Below are 26,610 nucleotides of genomic sequence, written 5' to 3' on the forward strand. Positions count from 1 at the left end.
ACTCACCGCATGCAACACCGCATCCAGCAACGCCGGATGCAACCCGAACGCACCCGCCCCACCGACCTGCTCGGGCAGACCCACCTCAGCGAAGACCTCACCATCAGAACCCCGCCAAGCCGCCCGCAACCCCTGGAACGCCGGACCATACCCCAAGCCCTCCTCCGCCAGCTCCTCATACAACCCGTCCAGCTCGATCACGGACGCCCCGGCCGGCGGCCACACCGCCACATCGAACGGCACGGCAGGCGAAGCACCCGTGCTGATAACACCGGTCGCGTGCCGCACCCAGGGCTGGTCCGGCGCGTCAGCCAACCGGGCGTAGATCGCCAGGTTCCTGCGGCCTGTCTCGTCGGATGCGCTCACCACCACCTGGACGGCGACCGCATCGTCCGCACCGAGCACCAGCGGGGCGGCCAGGGTGAGTTCTTCCACCCGGTCGCAGCCGACCTGGTCCGCCGCCCGGATCGCCAGCTCGAGGAACCCGGTGCCGGCGAACAGCGTCGTACCGGCCACCGCGTGATCGGCGAGCCACGAATGCGACGCGAGCGACAGACGACCCGTCAGCAACACCCCATCCGAGTCGGCCAGGCCCACCGCCGCACCCAGCAGCGGATGCCCCGTCGCCGCCTGCCCCAGCGCACGAGCATCGCCCCCCTGCTTCGGGCCCGGCCAGAACCTCTGGTGCTGGAAGGCGTAGGTCGGCAGCTCCACCAGGCGCCCGCCCGAAAGCACCGCCCGCCAGTCCACCGCCACCCCGCGGACGAACAGCTCGGCCGCCGAGACCAGCACCCGGTCCATGCCGCCCTCGTCACGGCGCAACGTCCCGGCCACCACCGCGGTGACCCCCGCCGCGTCCACCGCCTGCTCGATCCCCAACGTCAGCAACGGATGCGGGCCGACCTCGACGAACGCCCGATACCGCTCCGCCAGCAACCGCTCGATGGCCGGCGCGAACTCCACCGTCCGCCGCACGTTCTCATACCAGTAGCCGGCATCCAGCTCCGTGCCCTCCAGCCACTGCCCGGTCGCGGTCGACAGCATCGGCACCCGCGCCGCACGCGGCACCACCCCCGCCAGATCCGATAGCAGATCGTCACGGAACCGCTCGACCTGCGGCGAATGCGCGGCGAAGTCCGCACCGGCCAACTGCCAGCGCATCACCCCCTCGGCCGACAACCGCCGCTCCAGCACCCGCATCGCATCCCCGTCACCGGCGACGGTGACCACCCGGGGCCCGTTGACCGCCGCGATCGAGATCCGATCCAGCAGACCATCCTCGGCCAGCGCCGCGCGCACCTGCTCCACCGGCGCCATCACCGACAGCATCACCCCATGCCCGGACAGCCGCTCACCGATCAGGCGGCTGCGCAACGCCACCACCCGCGCACCGTCCTGCACCGACAGACCACCGGCCACCACCGCCGCCGCGATCTCCCCCTGCGAATGCCCCACCACCGCATCCGGACGAACCCCCAACGACTCCCACACCGCCGCCAGCGACACCATCACCGCGAACGACACCGGCTGCACCACATCCACCCGATCCAGCCCCGGAGCACCCTCCACCTGACGGACCACATCCAGCAACGACCACCCCGACCAGTCCACGAACGGCTCCAGCGCCGCCGCGCACTCGGCCATCCGCCCCGTGAACACCGCCGACTCCTCCAGCAGCGCGGCACCCATGCCCACCCACTGCGCCCCCTGGCCCGGGAACACCCACACCGACTTCCCATCGACGTCCGCCACACCCGCGACCATGCGCGTCGCCGACTCACCGGAAGCCACCGCGGCCAGCCCCGCCAGCAGCTCCTCATGACCGTCTCCGATGACCACGGCCCGATGCTCGAAGAGCGACCGCGACACCACCAGCGACGAGCCCACATCCACCGGGTCGAGATCACCGTGCGCCTCCAGGTGCGCACCCAGGCGACCCGCCTGATCGTGCAGCGCCTGACCGGTCTTGCCCGAGATCACCCACGGCACCACACCCGCTGTCGGCGCCACGTCCTCCACCCGCGGCTCGGCCTGCGGCGCCTCCGGACCCTGCTCCAAAATCATGTGCGCGTTCGTGCCGCTGACCCCGAACGACGACACACCCGCCCGGCGCAGCCAGCCCGTCTGCGGCCACTCCACCGCCTCGGTCAGCAGCTCCACCGCACCCGAGGCCCAGTCCACATGCGACGACGGCGTATCAACATGCAACGTCTTCGGCACGATGCCGTGCCGCATCGCCATGATCATCTTGATCACACCCGCGACACCGGCCGCCGCCTGGGTGTGACCGAGGTTCGACTTGATCGACCCCAGCAGCAGCGGCCGATCCTCATCTCGCTCCTGGCCGTAGGTGGCCAGCAACGCCTGCGCCTCGATCGGGTCACCCAACGTCGTGCCCGTTCCATGCGCCTCGACCACGTCCACCTCGGCCGACGACAGCCCCGAAGCGGCCAGCGCCTGACGGATCACCCGCTGCTGCGAAGGACCGTTCGGCGCGGTCAACCCGTTGGACGCACCGTCCTGATTGATCGCCGAACCACGTAGGATCGCCAGGACCTGGTGACCGTTGCGCTGAGCGTCCGACAGCCGCTCCAGCACGAGCACGCCCACACCCTCAGACCAGGTCGTGCCGTCAGCGGTGTCGGCGAACGCCTTGCACCGGCCGTCCGACGACAGCCCACCCTGACCGCTGAAATCGACGAACACCAACGGCGACGCCATCACCGTCACGCCACCGGCCAAGGCCAGACTGCATTCACCCGATCGCAGGGCCTGCGCGGCCATGTGCATCGCCACCAGCGACGACGAGCAGGCGGTGTCCACCGTCACCGCCGGGCCCTCCAACCCCAACGCGTACGCGACGCGACCGGTGACGACGCTCCCAGCGCTGCCGTTGCTGACGAAGGTCATCGCCTCCGGCGGGAACTCGGCACTCGTCCCGTAGTCGTGGTAGAGCACCCCGGCGAACACGCCGGTACGGCTACCGCGCAGCGAGACCGGGTTGATCCCCGCTCGCTCGATCGCCTCCCAGGACGTCTCCAGCAGCAACCGCTGCTGCGGGTCCATCGCCAGCGCCTCGCGCGGCGAGATGCCGAAGAACCCCGGGTCGAATTCGGCCGCGTCGAAGAGGAACCCGCCCTGGAAGTCCAGCTCGCCGCGCGTCTGCCAGCCTCGGTCCCGTGGCAGCGGGGAGATGGCGTCCTGGCCTCCGGCGACCAGCCGCCACAGGTCCTCCGGAGAGCTCACCCCGCCCGGATAGCGGCAGGCCATCGACACGATCGCGATCGGATCGTCCGCCACCGGCAGCACCGCCGACGGCACCCCCGCACGCACCTGCTCGCCCAGCAACTCCGCCAGCAGGAAGTCCGCCAGGACGGCCGGCGTCGGGTAGTCGAAGACCAGCGTCGCCGGCAGGTTCAAGCCGGTCGCGGCACGGAGCGCGTTACGGAATTCGACCGAGGTCAGCGAGTCGAACCCGAGATCCTTGAAGGCCCGCTCGGTCTCGATCGCATCCGCGTTGGAGTGCCGCAGCACTACGGCGACCTGCTCGCGGACCATGTCCCGCAGGACCTGCGACCGCTCGCCCGCCTCCAGCTCACGCAGCCGCGCCCGCAGGGCGGAAACGGCCGACTGCTCCTCTTCCCGGACGGTACGGCCCGCCTCGACCAGGCTCAGCACCTCCGGCAGATCGCCGAGCAGAGCGCTCTGCCGTACGGCGGTGAACGTCAGGGCGAACTGCTCCCAGGCGATATCCGCGACCGCCACGGTCGCGTCCCGGTGCGCGACCGCCCGCCACAGCGCGGTGACGGCCGCTCCCGCCCCCATCGCCCGCACGCCACGCCTGGACAGGTAGTCCTGTGCCCCGTCGGCGGCGGCCATGCCATCCCCGACCCATGGGCCCCAGGCGACCGAGGTCGCCACGACCCCGCGTGCCCGCCGCCGGTCGGCAAGAGCGTCAACAGAGGCGTTGGCGGCGGCGTAGGCGGCCTGGCCACCGCTGCCCCACACCGCGGCGATCGAGGAGAACAGCACGAAGAAGTCGAGCTCGCGGTCGCCCAGCAGCGCGTCGAGGTTCAGCGCGCCGACGACCTTCGCCCGCATCACCTCGGCCAGCTCGGCGGCGTCCAGCCCGTCCAGGTTGTTCGCCGGGCTGATGCCTGCGGCATGGACGACCCCGGTCAGCGGGTACTCAGCCGGGATGTCGGCCAGCACCGCCGCGAGTGCGTCCGCATCGGCCACGTCGCATGCCACGATGCTCACCCGGGCACCCAGCGCGGTCAGCTCGTCGCGCAGCTCGGCCGCACCGCCTGCCGCCATGCCCCGCCTGCTGGTCAGTACGAGATGTTCGACGCCCTGGGCGGCCAGCCACCGGGCCACGTGAGCACCGAGCGCGCCGGTGCCACCGGTGATCAAGGCCGTGCCGCGCGGTCGCAGCGTGGCGTCAGTGCCCCGGTAAGGGGCGTGAGCCAACCTGCGGCCGTAGACGCCGGTCGAGCGGATCGCCACCTGATCCTCGGAGCCGGGCACGGTGAGGACGCCCGCCAGCCAGGTCACCACCCGCTGGTCCAGCGTCTGGGGAAGGTCGATCAGGCCACCCCAGCGCTGGGGGTACTCCAGCGCGGCCACCCGGCCGAGGCCCCACACGCCCGCCTGAGCCGGGATCGGCGCCGTGTCGGACCGCCCGAGCGAGACCGCGCCCTTCGTGACACACCACAGTGGCGCCTCGACACCGGCATCGCCCAGTGCCTGCAGCAAGGTCATCGTCAGCGCCGAGCCGTCCGAGACACCCGGCTCCGTGGTCTCACCCAGCGCCAGCAGCGACACCACCCCGGCCGGCTCCGCGTCGGCGCCGAGGCGCTCGCGTACCTGCTCGGCGAGCGCGGCCCGGTCCTGGCCGGATACGTCCAGCCGTACGGCCGCCGCCCCGAACATCTGGACCACGGACTCCGACCAGGCATCGCCGGCCTGCTCCGCGGGCACCACGACCAGCCAGGTGCCCGGCACGACGGCGGCCGAGACGCTGGTCAGTGGCTTCCAGATGACCCTGTATCGCCAGGAGTCCGCGACGGACGTCTCGCGTCGGGCTCGTCGCCACGACGTCAGCGCCGGCAGCACCGCGCCGAGCGTCTCCTGCTCCACGTCCAGCCGCGCCGCGAGGGACTGGAGATCCTCACGCTCAATGGTGGCCCAGAACTCCGCGTCCACCGGATCCGCCATGGCGGCACCCCTGGCGGGGGCACCGGTCTCGGGCCAGAACCGCTGGTGCTCGAAGGCATAGGTGGGCAGGTCGACCCGGCGCCCGCGCGGCAGCACCGTCTGCCAGTTCACCGGTACGCCGTGCACGTGTAGACGGGCCAGCGCCTCGGTAACGGCCTGGTGCTCGTCCCGGTCCCCGCGCAGTACCGGCACCACTACCGTGTGCGACTCAGACGCCTCCGGCTCGGTCGCGAGGGTGTCCTGGGCCATGGCGGTCAGCACACCGTCGGGGCCGAGCTCCAGGTAGGCCCGGACGCCCTGGCCGTGCAGGGTGCGGATGCCGTCGGCGAAGCGGACCGCGCCGCGGACCTGCTCCACCCAGTAGTCCGGCGAGCACAGCTGCTCGGCCGTGGCCGCCTGCCCGGTCAGGGTGGACACGATCGGAATCCTCGGCGCACCGTAGGTGAGCCTGCTCGCCAGCGTGCGGAAGTCCTCCAGCATCGGCTCCATCAACGGCGAGTGGAACGCGTGCGACACCCGCAACCGTCGCGTCTTGATCCCGCATTCCTCCAGCACCGCGACGATCGCGAGCAGCGGCTCCTCGACTCCGGCGATCACCACCGAGGTGGGACCGTTCACGGCCGCGATCGACACCTGGTCTTCGCGTCCGGCCAGCAGCTCGGCGACCTGCTCCTCGGAGGTCTGCACCGCCACCATCGCCCCACCGGTCGGCAGCGCCTGCATCAACCGCGCCCGGCCCGCCACCAGCGCGCACGCATCGCTCAGCGACAGCACCCCGGCCACATGCGCCGCGCTGATCTCCCCGATCGAGTGCCCGGCCAGTACTTCGGGCCGAATCCCCCACGAGGAGACCAGCCGGAACAGGGCGGTCTCCACCGCGAACAGGGCCGGCTGCGCCCACCCCGTCTGGTCCAGCAACCCGGCCTGGTCACCGCCCGGCTCGGCGAACAGCACCTCGCGCAGCGGTCCGTCAAGCATCGGGTCCAGCTCGGCGATCACCTCGTCCAACGCCTGCGCGAACACCGGGAACCGCTCGTACAGCTCCCGGCCCATCCCCGCCCGCTGACTGCCCTGACCGGTGAACAACACCGCCAGCCTCGGCTCCGCTCCCGCCACGCCGCGCACCACACCCGCGCTCGGCCGGTTCTCGGCCAGGGCGTCCAGTCCGGCCAGCACCCCATCGCGATCGGCGGCCAGTACCACCGCCCGATGCTCGAACGCCGGACGGGTCGTGGCCAGCGAGAACGCGGTATCGGCCAGCGCCACCTCACCGCGGTCCCCCACGTGCGAGACCAGCCGCCCGGCCTGCGCCCGCAGCGCCTCCGCCGTACGGGCCGACACCAACACCGGCAGCACGTCCGCGGCCGGTGCCTCGTCCCGCGGCACCGTTCCGGCCTCGATCCGCGGAGCCACCGGCCCCTGCTCCAGGATGACGTGGGCGTTGGTGCCGCTGATCCCGAACGACGACACACCCGCCCGGCGCGGATGGCCGGTCTCCGGCCACTCGGTCGCCTCGGTCAGCAGCTCCACCGCGCCGGAGGTCCAGTCCACGTGCGAGGACGGCGCGTCCACATGCAGTGTCCTGGGCAGCACTCCGTGCCGCATCGCCATGACCATCTTGATCACACCGGCCACACCGGCGGCCGCCTGCGTGTGACCGATGTTCGACTTGACGGCCCCCAGCAGCAGCGGCCGGTCGGTCTCACGGTTCTGTCCGTACGTGGCCAGCAGCGCCTGGGCCTCGATCGGGTCACCCAGCGTCGTCCCGGTGCCGTGCGCCTCCACCGCGTCCACCTCGGACGGCGACAGACCGGCGCCGGCCAGCGCCTGGCGGATCACCCGCTGCTGCGAAGGACCGTTAGGCGCGGTCAGACCGTTGGACGCACCGTCCTGGTTGATCGCCGAACCACGCACGATCGCCAGGACCTCGTGGCCGTTGCGGCGGGCGTCCGACAGCCGTTCCAGTACCAGCACGCCCAAGCCCTCGGACCAGCTGGTGCCGTCCGCGCCGTCGGAGAACGCCTTGCACCGGCCATCAGGCGCCAGCCCTCCTTGGGCGCTGAAGCCGATGAACCCGAGCGGGGTGGTCATCACCGTGACACCGCCGGCCAGCGCCAGGCCGCACTCGCCCGAGCGCAGCGCCTGCGCGGCCATGTGCATCGCGACCAGCGACGACGAGCAGGCGGTGTCCACCGTCACCGCCGGGCCTTCCAGGCCCAGGGTGTAGGACAGGCGCCCCGACAGCACGCTGGCCGCCATGCCGGTGATGGCGTGACCCTGTACATCCGCCTGAGCGTTCATCACCAGGCTCGCGTAGTCCTGGCCGTTGGTGCCCACGAACACACCGGTGGAGCTGCCCTTCAGCGAGACCGGGTCGATGCCGGCCCGCTCGACCGCCTCCCACACCCCCTCCAGCAGCAGCCGCTGCTGCGGGTCCATCGCCAGCGCCTCACGCGGCGAGATCCCGAAGAATCCGGCGTCGAATCCGGCCACATCCGCCAGGAACCCACCCTGACCGGTCGCACTAACGCCCTGACCATTGGAGCCTCCCGCCGACAGCATCTCCAGATCCCAGCCCCGATCGGCGGGGAAGGGCGAGATCGCGTCCTCGCCCTCGGCCAGCAACCGCCACAGCTCTTCCGGCGAGTTCACCCCACCGGGGAACCGGCAGCTCATCCCCACGATCACGATCGGATCGTCCGCCACCGACGCTCTCGGCCCGGCCACCCTGCCCGACGCCACCGCCAGGTCCTGCCGGCCCAGCAGCTCCGACACCAGGAACCGCACCAGCACGATCGGCGTCGGGTAGTCGAACACCAGCGTCGCCGGCAGCCGCAGCCCGGTGACGCCGTTGAGCCGGTTACGTAGCTCAACGGCGGTGAGGGAGTCGAAACCGAGCTCACGGAACTCGCGTCCGGGTTGGACGGCCTCTCCCGAGGCGTGCCCCAGTACCGCCGCCGCCTGCGCCCGCACCAACTCGAGCACCAGCCGCACCTGCTCGGCCTCACCCAGCCCCGCCAGCCGCCGTACCAGCTCCGCGTCCCCGCCCACGGGGACGGAGACCGCCGACCGGCGGCCCGCGCGCACCAGGCCGCGCATCAGGTGCGGCACCTCGGGGAACGTGCGCAGCACCGACAGCTCCAGCCGCGCGGCCACCACCGCCGCGTGCTGCGACGCGGCAGCCAGCTCGAACATCGCGAGCCCCTGCTCGGCCGACAGCGCCGGCATCCCCGCCCGCGCCATCCGCTGCAGATCTATCGTCCCCAGCCCGCCGGTCATCCCGGTCTCCTGCGCCCACAAGCCCCAGGCCAGCGACAATCCAGACAGCCCTTCGGCCCGGCGTAGCTGGACCAGCGCGTCGAGGAACGCGTTCGCCGCCGCGTAGTTGCCCTGCCCGGCGTTGCCCATCACCCCCGCCATGGAGGAGAACAGCACGAACGCCGCGAGGTCCAGGTCCCTGGTGAGCTCGTGCAGGTGCCAGGCCGCGTCCGCCTTCGGACGCAGCACCGCCTCCAGCCGCTCGGGCGTCAGCGACGGAATCGTGCCGTCGGCCAGCACACCGGCGGTGTGGACGACCGCGGTCAGCGGGTGCTCGTCGTCCACCTGTGCCAGCAGGGCCGCCACCGCGTCCCGGTCGGCCATGTCGCAGGCGGCGATCGTGACCTCGACACCGTGTGCGATCAGCTCGGCCTGCAACTCCACCGCACCCGGAGCATCCGCCCCCCGGCGGCTGGTCAGCAGCAGATGCCGCATACCTCGCTCGGCCACCACATGCCGCGCGAACAGCGCGCCCAGACCACCGGTGCCACCGGTGATCAACACCGTGCCCTCCGGATCCCAGGCACCGGGGTTGTCACCGGAGACATCCGCCCCGGCATCACCGGGCAGCACCCGCGCCAGACGCGGAACCCACACCTCCCCCTCGCGTACCGCCACCTGCGGCTCGCCCGAGGCCAGCACCCCGAGCAGTGCGTCGAGCAGGGCCGGCCGCGAGGACTCCTGATCATCCACGTCGACCAGCACGAACCGGCCCGGGTTCTCCGACTGGGCGCTACGGACAAGACCCCACACCGCCGCCGTGACCGGGTCCGGTACCGCCTCACCCTGCGCACCCTGCGCGCCGGCACCGGTCACCACCGCATCCCGGGTGAGAACCACCATCCGGGAGTCGCTGAAGCGTTCATCGGCCAGCCACCGCTGCAGCAGGTCCAGAACGCGGGCGGTCAGTTCATGCGCCGATTCCACCACCCCGGCCGCCGGGTCGGAGACCGCCTCCGTCACCACCACTGCCGGGACCGGACCCGCCTCAACCAGCGACGCCAGATCCGCGTGCACCGGCAGCAAAGCGCCACCCGAACCCCCGGCCGCGTCGTCATCGGACGCCCGCAACGCCGCCGCGACACCCAGCGTGTCCAGGCCAAGCAGCGCCACCGGTACCTGATCGGCTTCCGGCAGGCCGCCTGCCACGGCCCATTCCACCCGGAACAGCGTGTCTCGCCCGGCCCCGTGACCATCGGAGACCCCCAGCTGCTCGGCCGAGACCGGCCGCAGCACCACCGACCGCGCCGACACCACCGGCGCACCCGTCACATCCACCGCGCTCAGCGACACCGCATCGCCGCCCACCCTGGCCAGCCGCACCCGCAGCACCGACGCCCCGGCCGCGTGCAGGCACACCTCACCCCAGGAGAACGGCAACCGGCTCCCCTCCACCGGCTCCAACCCGGCGAAGGTCACCGCGTGCAACGCCGCGTCCAGTAGCGCCGGGTGCAACCCGAACGAACCGGCCCCGCTGACCTGCTCCGGCAAACTCAGCTCGGCGAAGACTTCACCGTCAGCGCCCCGCCAGGCTGCCCGCAGCCCCTGGAACGCCGGGCCATAGGCGAACCCCTCCTCGGCCAGATCGTCGTACAGCCCCTCCAGCTCGATGGCGGTCGCGCCGGCCGGCGGCCACACCGCCGCATCGAACGGCACGGCTTCCGGAGCACCGGCCGCGAGCGTACCGGTCGCGTACCGTACCCAGGGCACCTCATCGGCCGCGTCCGCCGGGCGGGCATACACGTTCACCGGCCGGTGGCCCGTCTCCTGGGCGGCGCCCACCCACACCTGCACCGCAACCGCGTCACCCTCGCCCAGCACCAGGGGCGCGTCCAGGGTCAGCTCCTCCACCAGCTCACAGCCGACCTGGTCACCGGCCCGCACGGCCAGCTCCACGAACGCCGCGCCCGGCACCAGCACCGAACCCGCCACCACGTAATCGGCCAGCCACGGCTGCGACCGCAGCGACAGCCGCCCGGTCAGCACCACCCCATCGGAGTTGGCCAGCGGCATCGCCGCGCCCAGCAACGGATGATCCGTCGCGGCCAGCCCCAGCACCCGAGCATCCCCACTCTGCCGCGCGTTCGGCCAGAACCGCTGATGCTGGAAGGCGTAGGTGGGCAGGTCGACGCGGCGAGCACCCGGGAAGAGGGCCTGCCAGTCCACCGCCACGCCGCGGACGAACAGCTCGGCCGCCGAGACCAGTACCCGGTCCAGGCCACCGTCCTCGCGGCGCAACGTCCCGGCGATCACAGTGGTGGCGTCCGTCTCGTCCACGCACTCCTGGACCCCGACCGTCAGCACCGGATGCGGGCTCACCTCGACGAACACCCGATACCGCTGCTCCAGCAACTGCGCCACCGCCGGCGCGAAGCCCACCGTGCGCCGCAGATTCTCACACCAGTACCCGCCGTCGAGCTCCGGCCCCTCCACCCACTGGCCCGTCACCGTCGAGAGCATCGGCACCCGCACGGCATGCGGCGCCACCCCCGCCAGCACCCCGGCCAGCTCCTCACGCAACTGCTCCACCTGGGCCGAATGCGAGGCGTAGTCCACCGCGATCCGCCGGACCCGCACCCCATCCTCGGTCAACCGCTCGACCAGCTCCTCCACGGCTTGGACCTCACCGGCCACCACCACCGAATTGGGGCCGTTCACCGCCGCGACCGACACCCGCCCGTCCCAGACCGCCACCCGCTCGCGCACCCGCTCCACCGGCAGCGCCACCGACGCCATCGCCCCCAACCCCGCCAACCGCTCCGCGATCAGACGACTGCGCAACGCCACCACCCGCGCACCGTCCTGCACCGACAGACCACCGGCCACCACCGCCGCCGCGATCTCACCCTGCGAATGCCCCACCACCGCATCCGGACGAACCCCCAGCGACTCCCACACCGCCGCCAGCGACACCATCACCGCGAACGACACCGGCTGCACCACATCCACCCGATCCAGCCCCGGAGCCCCCTCCACACCCCGCACCACATCCAGCAACGACCAGTCCACGAACGGCTCCAACGCCGCCGCACACTCCGCCATCCGCCCGGCGAACACCGCCGACTCCTCCAAAAGCCGCGCACCCATCCCCACCCACTGCGCCCCCTGACCCGGGAACACCCACACCGACCTACCAACGACATCGGCCACACCCGAAACCACGCGCGTCGCCGACTCACCGGAAGCCACCGCGGCCAGCCCCGCCAGCAGCTCCTCATGGCCGTCTCCGATGACCACGGCCCGATGCTCGAACACCGACCGCGACACCACCAGCGAGGAGCCCACATCCACCGGGTCGAGATCGCCGTGCACGTCGAGGTGCGCGCCCAGACGACGAGCCTGCGCCCGCAACGCCTCCTCGGTCTTGCCCGACACCACCCACGGCACCACACCCGCGGCCGGCGCCCGGTCCTCACCACGCGACTCCGCCTCAGTAGCCTCCGGCCCCTGCTCCAAGATCACATGCGCGTTGGTGCCGCTGATCCCGAACGACGACACACCCGCCCGACGCGGACGACCGGCCTCCGGCCACCCCCTGGCCTCGGTCAGCAGCTCCACCGCACCCGATGCCCAGTCCACATGCGACGACGGGGCGTCCACATGCAACGTCCTGGGCAGCACCCCGTGCCGGAGAGCCATGACCATCTTGATCACACCCGCCACACCCGCGGCCGCCTGGGTGTGACCGAGGTTCGACTTGATCGAACCCAGCAGCAGCGGCCGGTCCTCGTCCCGGTCCTGGCCGTAGGTGGCCAGCAGGGCCTGCGCCTCGATCGGGTCACCCAGCGTCGTACCGGTCCCGTGCCCCTCGACCACGTCCACCTCGGCGGGAGTCAGCCCGGCACTGGCCAGCGCCTGACGAATCACCCGCCGCTGCGACGGGCCGTTCGGCGCCGTCAACCCATTCGACGCACCGTCCTGGTTGACCGCCGAACCCCGCACCACCGCCAGCACCCGATGCCCGTTACGCCGAGCGTCCGACAGCCGCTCCAGCACCAGCACGCCCACACCCTCCGACCAGCTCACCCCGTCGGCCGCGTCAGCGAAGGACTTGCACCGTCCGTCGCCGGCCAGCCCGCCCTGGGCGCTGAAATCGATGAACGCCCCCGGTGTGGCCATCACCGTCACACCACCGGCCACCGCCAGCGAGCACTCCCCAGAGCGCAGCGCCTGCGCGGCCAGGTGCATCGCCACCAGCGAGGAGGAGCAGGCGGTGTCCACCGTCACCGCCGGGCCCTCCAACCCCAGCGCGTACGAAATCCGGCCGGTCGCGACACTGCCCGCCGTACCGGTGCCGACGAAGCCCATCGCCTCCGGCGGGAACTCGGCGCTCATCCCGTAGTCGTGGTAGAAGATGCCGGCGAACACGCCGGTACGACTGCCACGCAGGGAGACCGGGTCGATCCCGGCCTGCTCGATCGCCTCCCATGACGTCTCCAGCAGCTGCCGCTGCTGCGGGTCCATCGCCAGCGCCTCACGCGGCGAGATCCCGAAGAACCCCGGATCGAACTCCCCCGCCTCGTGCAGGAAACCACCCTCACGCACATAACTGGTCCCCCGGCGCTCCCGATCCGGGCTGTACAACGCCCCCAGATCCCAGCCGCGCGTCGTCGGGAACGGCGAAATCCCATCCCCGCCCTCGGTGACCAGCCGCCACAGATCCTCCGGAGACGTGACCCCGCCCGGATAACGGCACGCCATGCCCACAATCACGATCGGATCGTCGCTCAGGGGCATGACGGGCGCGGGAACCACCACATCGGCGTCCTCACCGAGCAGCTCGGCCAGCAGGAACTCCGCCAGCAGCGTCGGCGTCGGGTAGTCGAACACCAGCGTGGCCGGCAACCGCAACCCGGTCGCGGCATTGAGCCGGTTACGCAACTCCACCGCGGTCAGGGAGTCGAAGCCCAGCTCGCGGAACTCCCGCCGCACCTCCACCGTCTCCGGCGAGACGTGCCCCAGCACCAAGGCCACCTCGGTACGCACCAGATCCACCAGGACCTCGGCACGCTCGGCCGCCCCCAGCGGAGCCAACCGTCCCAGCAACGTCGCCGCCACCACCGAACCCGACGCCGCCGACCGCCGCCCACCCCGCACCAGACCCCGCAACAACGCCGGCACCTCGCCATGGGAGCGCAGCACCGCCAATTCCAACCGGAGCGGAATCAGCACCGCATGCTCAAGCGCGACAGCGGCCTCGAACAGCGCCAGACCCTGCTCCACCGACAGCGGCGGCGTACCCATCCTGGCGATCCGCCGCATGTCGGCGTCGCTCAGCGTGCCGGTCAATCCGGTGTCCTGGCTCCAGGCACCCCACGCCAGCGACAGCGCGGGCAGTCCCTCGGCCCGCCGCATCTGAGCCAGCGCGTCCAAGAACGTGTTCGCGGCCGCGTAGTTGCCCTGCCCAGCCGAGCCCATGACACCCGAGGCCGACGAGTACACAACAAACGCCGCCAGGTCCAGGCCCTGGGTGAGCTCGTGCAGGTGCCAGGCGGCATCGACCTTGGGCCGCAGCACGGTGTCCAGGCGCTCGGGCGTCAGCGACGGAATCGTCCCGTCGGCCAGCACACCCGCGGTGTGAACGACTGCGGTCAGCGGATGGTCGGCATCGATCCCGGCCAGCAGGGCCGCCACCTGATCCCGGTCGGCCACATCACACGCGGCGATCTCGACCTCGACCCCGTGCGCGATCAACTCGGCCTGCAACTCCACCGCACCCGGAGCCTCCAGCCCCCGGCGACTGGTCAGCAACAAACGCCGCACCCCACGCTCGGCCACCAGATGCCGAGCCAGATGACCACCCAGACCACCGGTACCACCGGTGACCAGCACCGTCCCCTCCGGATCCCACGACCGCCCCGCCTCCTCGGCCGGCATCACCCGAGCCAGACGAGGCACCCGTACCGCACCCTCACGGACCGCCGCCTGCGGCTCCCCGGAGGCCAGCACCGCGGCCAGCGACGACGGAAGCAACTCCGCGTCAACGTCGACCAGCACGAACCGGCCCGGGTTCTCCCACTGCGCCGACCGCACCAGACCCCACACCGCCGCAGCCGCCAGATCAGCGACCACATCACCTTCCCGCGCCTCGACCGCACCCCGCGTGACGAACACCAGACGCGAAGCCTCGAACCGCTCATCGGCCAACCAACCCTGCAGCAGGCCGAGGGCGTGAGCGACCAGCTCGTGAGTCGACTCCACCACGCTCTCGGCGCCGGCCGACCCGACGGTGACCATGACCACGTCCGGCGCCGGGTCCAGCGAGGCGAGATCCCCGCTCAGCTCGACCACACTCGCACCGGTCTCCGCGCCCGGCACCTCCGCCAGCGCGGTCCACTCCAGCCCGAACAGCGAGTCCCGCTCCACACCACGGCCACCACCGGTGCCAACAAGCTGCTCGGGCGAGAACGAGCGCAGCACCAGCGACCGCGCCGACACCACCGGCTCCCCGGCCGCATCCACCGCGACCAGCGACACCGCATCATCGCCCACCCTGGCCAGCCGCACCCGCAACAGCGCCGCACCACCGGCGTGCAGGCACACCTCACCCCAGGAGAACGGCAACCGCGTACCCGCCGCGGCGTCCAGCCCCACGAACGTCACCGCGTGCAACGCCGCGTCCAGCAGCGCCGGATGCACCCCGAACGCACCTGCACTCGACGCCACCTGCTCAGGCAACGCGACCTCGGCGAACACCTCACCGGCCTCGCCCCGCCAGGCCGCCCGCAGCCCCTGGAACACCGGACCGTACCCCAGCCCTCGGACGGCCAGCTCCTCATACAGCCCGTCCAGCTCGATCGCGGTCGCCCCGGCCGGCGGCCACACCGCCGCATCGAACGACGCGACATCCACAGCACCGGTACCCGAAGTGCCGGTGGCCAGCGTGCCGGTGGCGTGCCGCACCCACGGCACCTCCTCATCGGCCCGCACCGGCCGGGAATAGACACCCAAGGTCCGCCGACCGGTCTCCTCCGGCGCACCCACCGCGATCTGAACCACGACCGCGTCGTCCTCGCCCAGCACCAACGGAGCCGCCAGCGTCAACTCCTCCACCAGGTCGCAGCCGACCTGGTCACCCGCCCGGATCGCCAGCTCCAGGAATCCGGTCCCCGGGAAGAAGACCATCCCGGCCACCGCGTGATCGGCCAGCCAGGGATGCGACGAGAGCGACAACCGCCCGGTCAGCACCACCCCATCGGAATCGGCCAGCCCGACTGTCGCGCCCAGCAGCGGATGCCCCGCCGTCACCAACCCCGCCGCGGCCACATTCCCCGAACTGGCACCCGCACTGCCATCAGGCCAGAACCACTGGTGCTGGAAGGCATACGTCGGCAACTCCACCCGCCGCCCGCGCGGGAGCACCGACCCCCAATCCACCACCACCCCACACACATGCAACTGAGCCAACGCCGACATGACCGACCACTGCTCATCGCGGTCCCCGCGCAGCGCCGGCACCAAGTCCGCGACGGACTGATCCTCGGCGGCAAGGGTGTCCTGAGCCATGGCGGTCAGCACGCCGTCGGGGCCCAGCTCCAGATACGCCCGCACGCCCCGCGCGTGCAGGGCACGCACGCCGTCGGCGAAGCGGACCGCGCCGCGGACCTGGTCGACCCAGTAGTCCGGCGAGCACAGCTGCTCGGCGGTGGCCGCCTGCCCGGTCATCGTCGACACCACCGGGATTCGCGGCGGGTTGTAGGTCAGCGTGCCGGCCAGGGCGCGGAAGTCCTCCAGCATCGGCTCCATCAACGGCGAGTGGAACGCGTGCGACACCCGCAACCGCTTCGTCCTGATTCCCCGAGACTCCAACTCGGCGGCGACGGCCAGGACCGGCTCCTCCACCCCGGCGATCACCACCGAGGCCGGACCGTTCACCGCCGCGACCGACACCTCCTTCTCACGCCCGACCAGCAGCTCAGCGACCTCCTCCTCAGAAGCCCGCACCGACACCATCACCCCACCGGCCGGCAGCGCCTGCATCAACCGCGCCCGGCCCGCCACCAGCACACACGCGTCGGCCAGCGACAGCACCCCGGCCACATGCGCCGCGCTGATCTCCCCGATCGAGTGACCGGCCAGCACACCCGGCCGCACCCCCCACGAGGACACCAGCCGGAACAACGCCACCTCAAGCGCGAACAGCGCCGGCTGCGCCCACCCCGTCTGGTCCAGCGACCCCGCCTCGGCCGACCCCGGCTCGGCGAACAACACCTCGCGCAACGACCCGTCCAGCAGCAGGTCCAGCTCCGCGATCACCTCATCCAACGCCGTCGCGAACACCGGGAACCGGTCATACAGCTCCCGGCCCATCCCCGCCCGCTGACTGCCCTGACCGGTGAACAGGAAAGCAAGCTGCGGCTCCGTCGCGGCCACCCCGCGCACCACACCGGCACCTGGCAGGTCCTCGGCCAGCGCACCAAGACCGGCCAGCACACCCTCACGGCCCTCGGCCAGCACCACCGCCCGATGCTCGAACACCGACCGCGTCGTCGCCAGTGAGAACGCGATGTCGGCCAGACCCAGACCAGCATCGCCATCCACGAACGCCGCCAACCGCTCGGCCTGCGCCCGCAACGCCTCCACCGACCGGCCCGACACCAGCACCGGAACCACACCCACAGCAGGCGCCCGGTCCTGCGAAACCTCTTCGAGTTCCGGAACCTCCGGCCCCTGCTCGAGAATCACATGCGCGTTGGTGCCGCTGATCCCGAACGACGACACGCCCGCCCGACGCGGATGACCGTTCCGCAGCCACTCGGCCGGCTCGGTCAGCAACTCCACCGCACCCGAGGACCAGTCCACATGCGACGACGGCGCATCCACGTGCAACGTCTTGGGCAGCACCCCATGCCGCATCGCCATGACCATCTTGATCACACCGGCCACACCAGCCGCCGCCTGGGTGTGACCGATGTTCGACTTGATCGACCCCAGCAACAGCGGCCGGTCCTCGTCCCGGTCCTGGCCGTAGGTGGCCAGCAGCGCCTGCGCCTCGATCGGGTCACCCAGGACCGTGCCCGTGCCGTGGCCCTCGACCGCGTCCACCTCGGTGGAGGACAAGCCCGCACCGGCCAGCGCCTGACGGATCACCCGCTGCTGCGACGGACCGTTCGGCGCGGTCAACCCGTTCGACGCACCGTCCTGGTTGACCGCCGAACCCCGTACCACCGCCAGCACCTGATGGCCGTTGCGGCGCGCGTCCGACAGCCGCTCCAACACCAGCATGCCCACACCCTCGGACCAGCCCGCGCCGTCGGCCGCGTCGGAGTAGGACTTGCACCGGCCGTCGCCGGCCAGCCCACCCTGCCCGGTGAAGTCGATGAACGGCCCCGGAGTGGCCATCACGGTCACACCACCGGCCAGCGCCAGCGAGCAGTCACCACCGCGCAGCGCCTGCGCGGCCAGGTGCAACGCCACCAGCGACGACGAGCACGCGGTGTCCACCGTCACCGCCGGACCCTCCAGCCCCAGCGTGTAGGACAGCCGGCCGGTCGCGACACTTCCGGCGGTGCCGGTGCCCATGAAGCCCAGCACATCCGCCGGGAAGGGCATGCTGTTCGCGTAATCGTGGTACATCACGCCGGCGAACACGCCCGTGTGGCTGCCGCGCAGCGAGACCGGGTCGATCCCGGCCCGCTCGATCGCCTCCCAGGTGGTCTCCAGCAGCAACCGCTGCTGCGGATCCATCGCCAGCGCCTCACGCGGCGAGATCCCGAAGAACCCCGGATCGAACTCCCCGGCCTCGTGCAGGAAGCCACCCGCTTGGACGTAGTTGACGGCTCGTCCCTCGGTGCCCGGATAAAGCGCGTCACGGCTCCAGCCGCGGGTCGTCGGGAAGGGCGAGATCGCGTCCGCGCCCTCGGTGACCAGCCGCCACAGGTCCTCCGGAGAGGTGACTCCGCCCGGATAGCGGCACGCCATGCCCACGATCACGATCGGGTCGTCCGCCACCGGCACGATGGACGTGGGGATGATCGCGCCGGCGTCCTCGCCGAGCAGCTCGGCCAGCAGGAACTCCGCCAGCAGCGTCGGCGTCGGGTAGTCGAACACCAGCGTGGACGGCAACCGCAACCCGGTCGTACCGTTCAGCCGGTTGCGCAGCTCGACCGCGGTGAGGCTGTCGAAGCCCAGCTCGCGGAACTCCCGCCGCACCTCCACCGTACCGGGCGAGGCATGGCCCAAGACCATGGCCACCTCGGTACGCACCAGATCCACCAGGACCTCGGCACGCTCGGCCGCTGTGAGCGGAGCCAACCGCTGCAACAACGTCGCCGCCACCACCGAACCGGACGCCGCCGACCGCCGCCCACCCCGCACCAGACCCCGCAACAACGCCGGCACCGCGCCCTGCGCCCGCAGTGCCGACGGCTCAAGCCGGACCGGGATCAGCAGCGCACGCTCCAGCCCGGTAGCAGCCTCGAACAACGCCAGGCCTTGTTCCGGCGACAGTGGCGGCATCCCCGCCCGCGCCATCCTGCGCATTTCGGCGTCGTCCAGCGTGCCGGTCATCCCGACGTCCTGGGTCCAGGCACCCCAGGCCAACGAGAGCGCGGGCAGTCCCGCGGCCCGCCGCTGCTGGGCCAGCGCGTCCAGGAAGACGTTGGCAGCGGCGTAGTTGCCCTGCCCGGCGTTGCCCATCACCCCGGCGAGGGAGGAGAAGACCACGAACGCCGCCAGGTCCAGCCCCTGGGTCAGCTCGTGCAGATGCCAGGCGGCGTCGACCTTGGGCCGCAGCACCATGTCCAGCGACTGCGGTGTCAGCGAGGAGATGGTCCCGTCGTCCAGCACACCCGCCGTGTGAATGATCGCGGTCAGCGGGTGCCCGGCCGGGACCCCGGCCAGCAGGCCCGCGACCTGGTCGCGGTCGGCCATGTCGCAGGCCGCGATCGTGACCTCAACGCCGTGCGCGATCAGCTCGGCCTGCAGTTCCACGGCGCCGGGGGCGTCCAGGCCTCGGCGGCTGGTCAGCAGCAGATGCCGCACCCCACGCTCGGCCACCACATGCCGCGCGAACAACGCACCCAGACCACCGGTACCACCGGTGATCAACACCGTGCCCTCGGGATCCCAAGCCCGGGTACCGCCCTCGTTCAGGTCATCGCCAAGGTCGGAGCCGAGCGCCACCCGCGCCAGCCGCGGCACCCGCACCCCACCCTCGCGCACCGCCATCTGCGGCTCACCCAACGCCGACGCCGCGGCCAGCACCCCCGACAGCGCCGAAGGCGAGGACTCCTGCCCGTCCACGTCGACCAGCACGAACCGGCCGGGTTCCTCCCACTGTGCCGACCGCACCAGTCCCCACACGGCAGCGGCCGCCAGGTCCGCCACAGCCTCGCTCTCGCTCGCCGCGACGGCACCCCTGGTCACGAACACCAGCCGGGAGCGGCGACAGCGGTCATCGGCCAGCCACGCCTGCAGCAGGCCCAGCACCGCAGTGGTCAGCTCGTGAACCGATGCGACCACGTCGCCATACCCCGCGGAGCCGACCGCAACGGTCACCACCTCCGGCACCGTCTCCAGCGCCGCCAGCTCCAGTGCCGGTACCGATGTCGGAGTCAAGGTCAGCTCAACCGAGTCGAGCTCGGTGTCGACCGCTGCCGGCGTCTCGGGCGACGCCGTCCAGGTCAGCTGGAACAGCGAGTCCCGGTACGGGTCGCGGCCGCTGCCGGCGGCCAGCTGGCCGGCCGCGACCGGCCGCAGCACCAGTGACCGCGCCGAGAGCACCGGCTCCCCGGCGGCATCCACCGCGATCACCGAGACCGCGTCGCCGCCGGTCCTGGCCAGGCGCACCCGCAGCACCGAGGCGCCAGCGGCGTGCAGGCACACCTCACCCCAGGAGAACGGCATCCGGCCGCTCTCGGCATCGTCCAGCCCGGCGAAGGTCACGCCGTGCAGCGCCGCGTCCAGCAGCGCCGGATGCACCCCGAACGAACTCGCGCTCGACTGTGCCTGCTCGGGCAGGACGACCTCGGCGTACACCGCGCCGTCAGTTCCCCGCCAGGCAGCCCGCAGCCCCTGGAACACCGGCCCGTAATGGAACCCGCCCGCGGCGAACTGGTCGTACAACCCGTCCAGCTGGATGGGCGTAGCCTCCCGCGGCGGCCACACCGCCGCGTCGAAGCCGGCCATGTCGCCGGTGCGGGACCGGCCATCGGCCGCCGCCAGCACACCGACCGCGTGCCGGACCCACGGCTCCTCGTCGGCGGCCTCGGCCGGCCGGGCATAGATGCTCAGGTTGCGGCGACCGGACTCCGCCGCCGAGCCCACCCACACCTGCACCACGACGGCGTCCCGCTCGCCCAGCACCAGCGGCGTGGTCAGGGTCAGCTCCTCCACCAGGTCACAGCCGACCTGGTCACCGGCCCGGATCGCCAGCTCAAGGAACCCGGTGCCCGGGAAGATCACCATGCCGCCCACCGCGTGGTCGGCCAGCCACGGATGCGACGGCAGCGACAGCCGCCCGGTCAGCAGCACTCCGGCCGAGTCGGCCAGCCCGACCGCGGCACCCAGCAGCGGGTGCCCGGTGGCGGCCAGTCCCGCGGCCGCCACGTTCCTCAGCTGGGAACCGGTGCCATCGGGCCAGAAGCGCTGCCGCTGGAACGCGTACGTCGGCAAGTCGATCCGGCGCCCGCCGCGGAGCACCGCCTGCCAATCCACCGGCACTCCATGCACGTGCAGCTGCGCCAGCGCCGCCGTGATCGCGCTCTGCTCGTCCCGGTCCTTGCGCAGCACCGGCACCAGTACCGGATCGGCGTCGGAGAGCTGGGCCGGCGAGTCGGGAGCGGTGAGCTCGGCCAGGGTGTCCTGGGCCATCGCGGTCAGCACCCCATCCGGCCCGAGCTCCAGGTAGGCCGTCACGCCCTGCCGGTGCAGCGCCCGCACCGCGTCGGCGAACCGTACGGCCTGGCGGACCTGGTCCACCCAGTAGTCGGGCGAGCACAACTGCTCGGCCGTGGCCATCTCACCGGTCACCGTGGACACGATCGGGATCCGCGGCGCGCTGAAGGTCAGCGTCCGGGCCAGTGCCCGGAAGTCCGCCAGCATCGGCTCCATCAACGGCGAATGGAACGCGTGCGACACCCGCAACCGCCGGGTCTTGCGGCCCCGCTCCTCCAGCGCGGCCGCGAGTTCGAGCACGGCCTGCTCATCCCCGGAGATCACCACCGACGTCGGGCCGTTGACGGCCGCGACCGACACCTGCGTCGCATCACCGGCCGCCAGCAGCTCTGCGATCTCCGCTTCGGATGCCTGCACCGCCACCATGGCCCCGTGCGGCGGCAGCGCCTGCATCATCCGGCCTCGCGCGGCCACCAGCGCACACGCGTCCGGCAGGGACAGCACCCCGGCCACGTGCGCCGCGGTGATCTCCCCGATCGAATGCCCCGTCACGACCTCCGGCCGCAGTCCCCACGACTCGACCAGCCGGAACAGCGCCGTCTCCAGCGCGAACAGGGCCGGCTGCGCCCACCCCGTCTGATCCAGCGCCCCCGCCTCAGCCGTACCCGGCTCGGCGAACAGGACTTCGCGCAGCGGGCCATCGAGCAGCGGGTCCAGCTCGGCGATCACCGCGTCCAACGCCTCGGCGAACACCGGGAACCGGTCGTACAGCTCCCGGCCCGTCCCGGCCCGCTGGCTGCCCTGACCGGTGAACAGCACCGCAGGCTTCGATTCGGCCGCGGTCGGCCCCTGCAGTACACCCGCACCCGGCCGGCCTTCGGCCAGTGCCCGCAGGCCGGCCCCCAAACCCGCGTGGTCGGCGGCCACCACGGCCGCCCGATACTCGAACGCCGAGCGGGTGGTGGCCGTCGAGAACGCCACATCGGCCAGTCGCAGACCGGGGTCGCCGTCCACGTACGCCGCGAGCCGCTCGGCCTGCGCCCGCAACGCCTCCGCCGACCGGCCGGAGACCAGGACCGGCACGGCACCGTCCGACGCGGGGGGACGGCTCTCGAACTCCTGGCCCTCGGACTCCGCATCCTGCGCTTCGATCCGCTCGATGATCACGTGGGCGTTGGTGCCGCTGATTCCGAACGACGACACCGCCGCCCGGCGGGGGTGATCGGCCTGCGGCCACTCGGCCGGCTCGGTCAGCAGTTCTATCGCGCCCGAGGCCCAGTCCACGTGCGAGGACGGCTCGTCGATGTGCAGCGTCCTGGGCAGCACTCCGTACCGCATCGCCATGACCATCTTGATCACACCGGCCACGCCGGAGGCCGCCTGGGTGTGACCGATGTTCGACTTCAGCGATCCGAGCAGCAGCGGCCGGTCCTCCGGCCGATCCTGACCGTAGGTCGCCAGCAGCGCCTGCGCCTCGATCGGGTCGCCCAGCGCCGTGCCCGTGCCGTGGCCCTCCACCGCGTCCACCTCGGCGGGGGTCAAGCCCGCACCGGCCAGTGCCTGGCGGATCACCCGCTGCTGCGAAGGACCGTTGGGCGCGGTCAACCCGTTGGACGCGCCGTCCTGGTTCACCGCGGAGCCCCGAAGGACGGCCAGGACCTGGTGACCGTTGCGCCGCGCGTCGGACAGCCGCTCCAGGACCACCATGCCCACGCCCTCGGACCAGCTGGTGCCATCGGCGGCATCCGAGTAGGACTTGCACCGCCCGTCGGCGGCCAGCCCGCCCTGGGCGCTGAACTCCATGATCCCCATCGGCGTGGCCACCACGGTCACACCACCGGCCAGCGCCAGCGAGCAGTCACCCGCGCGCAGCGCCTGCGCCGCCAGGTGCATCGCCACCAGCGACGACGAGCACGCGGTGTCCACCGTCACCGCCGGCCCCTCAAGCCCCAGCGTGTAGGACAGCCGGCCCGAGGTCACGCTCCCCGCCTGGCCCGTCACCATGAAGCCACGGGCCTCGTCCGACGGGATGTAGCCGGAACCGCTGGCACCGACGTAGACACCCGTGTCGCTGCCCCGCAGCGACAGCGGGTCGATCCCCGCTCGCTCGACCGCCTCCCAGGTGGTCTCCAGCAGAACGCGCTGCTGCGGATCCATCCCCAGCGCCTCACGTGGCGAGATCCCGAAGAACCCGGCGTCGAACTCCGCGGCGTCGGGCATGAAGCCGCCCTGGAAGTCCAGGTCGCCGTTCACCTGCCAGCCACGGTCGACCGGCAGCGGGGAGATGGCGTCGCGCCCCTCGGTGACGAGCTGCCACAGATCCTCGGGAGAGTGCACCTCGCCCGGATAGCGGCACGCCATCGACACGATCACGATCGGGTCGTCGGCCACCGACGCGATCGCCGTCGGAACGGCGACATCACCGTGCTCACCCAGCAGCTCGGCCAGCAGGAACTCCGCCAGCACCACGGGGGTCGGGTAGTCGAACACCAGGGTGGCGGGCAGCCGCAGCCCGGTCGCGGCGTTCAGCCGGTTGCGCAGCTCGACCGCGGTGAGGGAGTCGAAGCCCAGCTCGCGGAACTCCCGCCGCACCTCCACCATCTGGGGGGACGCGTGTCCCAGCACCGTGGCGGCCTGTGCCCGGACCAGCTCGATCACCAGCCGGCTGCGGTCGGCGGGGGCCAGCCCGGCCAGCTGCCGCAGCAACGCCCCGTCCGCACCCGACACCGGGGCCGCCGCCGCTGTACGGCGCGTGCCCCGCACCAGCGAGCGCAACAGCGGCGGCACCTCGCCGAACGCCCGCAACGCCGGCAGGTTGAGCCGGACCGGTGCGACCACCGGCGTGTCGCAGCCCAGGACCGCGTCGAACAGGGCCAGGCCCTCGGCGAAGGAGAACAGGTGGAACCCCGCGGCCGTCAGCCGGCGGAGGTCCGTCTCGGAGAGCTCGCCGGCCATGCCGGCATCCGCCGCCCACGGTCCCCACACCAGGGACAGGCCCGGCATGCCCTGGGCCCGGCGGTGCTGGGCCAGCGCGTCCAGGTAGGCGTTGGCCGCCGCGTAGCCGCCCAGCCCCGCGCCGCCGGCCAGCCCGGCCATCGAGGAGTACATGACGAAGGCGGCCAGATCGAGATCCCGGGTCAGCTCGTGCAGGTGCCAGGCGCCGTCGGCCTTGGGCCCGAACACATTGGCCAGTCGCTGCGCGTCCAGCGACGGGATCATGCCGTCGTCACGGACGCCCGCGGTATGGATGACCGCGGTGAGCGGGTGTTCCGCCGGCACGCCGACGAGCAGTTCCGCCACCTGGTCCCGATCGGCCAGGTCGCAGGCGGTGATGGTGACCTCGACCCCGTGCGCGATCAGCTCGGCCTGCAACTCCACCGCACCAGGAGCCTCCAGGCCCCTCCGGCCGGCCAGCAGCAGGTGCCGGACCCCGTGCTCGGCCACCAGGTGCCGGGCCAGGTTGCTCCCCAGACCACCCGTACCACCCGTGATCAGAACGGTGCCGTCGAGATCCAGCCGCCGCGCGCCGTCTCCAGCCGGCGTCAGGCGGACCAACCGGGGAACGCGGACCACGTGTTCGCGAATCGCCACCTGGGGCTCGCCGCAGGCCAGCGCCTCGGGCAGTGCCGACAGCCCGGTCTCCCGCTCGTCCACGTCGACCAGCACGAAGCGGTCGGGATTCTCGGTCTGCGCGACGCGTACCAGCCCCCAGACCGCGGCCGCCGCCGGATCCGTGACCATCTCGTCTTCCCCGCCGGCGACCGCGCCCCGGGTGACCAGCACCAACCTCGACTCGGTGAACCGGTCATCGGCCAGCCACTGTCTCAGCAGCTCCAGTACCCGGCCGGTCAGCTCCTGTGCCGCCGACGCCCCGCCCGCCTCGACGGGCGAGCCGATCTCGACGGCCACGACGTCCGGCACCCGGTCCAGCGAGACGCGACCGCCCGCGGGCTCGGCCTGACCCGGCTCGGCCCAGCGCAGGTCACCCAGTCCCGGCCGACCGGGTTCCGACCAGTCCAGCTCGACACAGTCCAGCCCGGCCACCGCGTCCACCGGAGAGACGATCGTGGGCGCGACCACCCACTCCAGCGCGAACAGCGCGTCCCGCTCCAGCCCCTGGCCGCCAGAGGCGAGCATCTGGTCCGCGGACACCGGCCGGAACACCAGCGACTCCGCCGTCAGCACCGGCGCGCCCTCGGTGTCCACCGCCGCCAGCGACACCGAACCGCTTCCGGTCTTGACCAGCCGCACCCGCAACGCCGAAGCACCATTGGCGTGCAGGCAGACGCCACCCCAGGAGAACAGCAACCGCCCCTGGCCCGGCTCCACCAGGTCCATGAACGAGGCCGGCTGCAACGCCGCGTCCAGCAGGGCGGGATGCAGGCCGAACAGTCCGGCGTCACCGACCTGCTCGGGCACCTCGACCTCGGCGAAGATCTCCCCGTCACGCTGCCAGGCCGCCCGCAACCCCTTGAAGGTGGGCCCGTAGGCCACACCGCCCTCGGCCAGGTCGTCGTACAGCCCGTCCAATGCGATGGGCATCGCACCCACGGGAGGCCACACGGCCGTGTCGAACCGCGCCGTACGCGCTCCCACCCCCAGCACGCCGGCCGCGTGCCGCACCCAGGGCTGGTCCGGCGCGTCGGCGAGCCGCGCGTAGATCGCCAGGTTCCTGCGGCCTGTCTCGTCGGATGCGCTCACCACCACCTGGACGGCGACCGCGCCGTCCGGGGCGAGCACCAGCGGGGCGGCCAGGGTGAGTTCCTCCACCCGGTCGCAGCCGACCTGGTCCGCCGCCCGGATCGCCAGCTCCAGGAACCCGGTGCCGGCGAACAGCGCCGTACCGGCCACCGCGTGATCGGCGAGCCAGGGGTGCGCGCGCACCGACATCAGGCCGGTGAGCAGTGCACCGTCGGAGTCGGCGAGCCCGACAGTGGCGCCCAGCAGCGGATGCCTCGCCGCGGCGAGGCCAAGCCCTCGGGCATCGGCGATCCGCACCCCGCTCGGCCAGTAACGCCGATGCTGGAAGGCGTACGTCGGCAGGTCGACCCGGCGGCCACCCTCCAGCGCACTCTGCCAGTCCACCGCCACCCCGCGGACGAACAGCTCGGCCGCCGAGACCAGCACCCGGTCCAGCCCGTCTTCGTCGCGGCGCAAGGTCCCGGCCACCACCGCGGTGACCCCCGCCGCGTCCACCGCCTGCTCGATCCCCAACGTCAGCAGCGGATGCGGGCCGAC

At 72.1% G+C, this 26,610-nt stretch carries 1 protein-coding gene; it reads right to left on the reverse strand.

The window, feature by feature from the left end:
- A partial coding sequence (locus tag ABT061_RS47695; protein WP_350930344.1) for a type I polyketide synthase occupies positions 1-26,610 on the reverse strand: 26,610 nt, incomplete at both ends.

The sequence above is a fragment of the Streptosporangium sp. NPDC002544 genome, from assembly GCF_040295965.1.
GTDB lineage: Bacteria > Actinomycetota > Actinomycetes > Streptosporangiales > Streptosporangiaceae > Streptosporangium.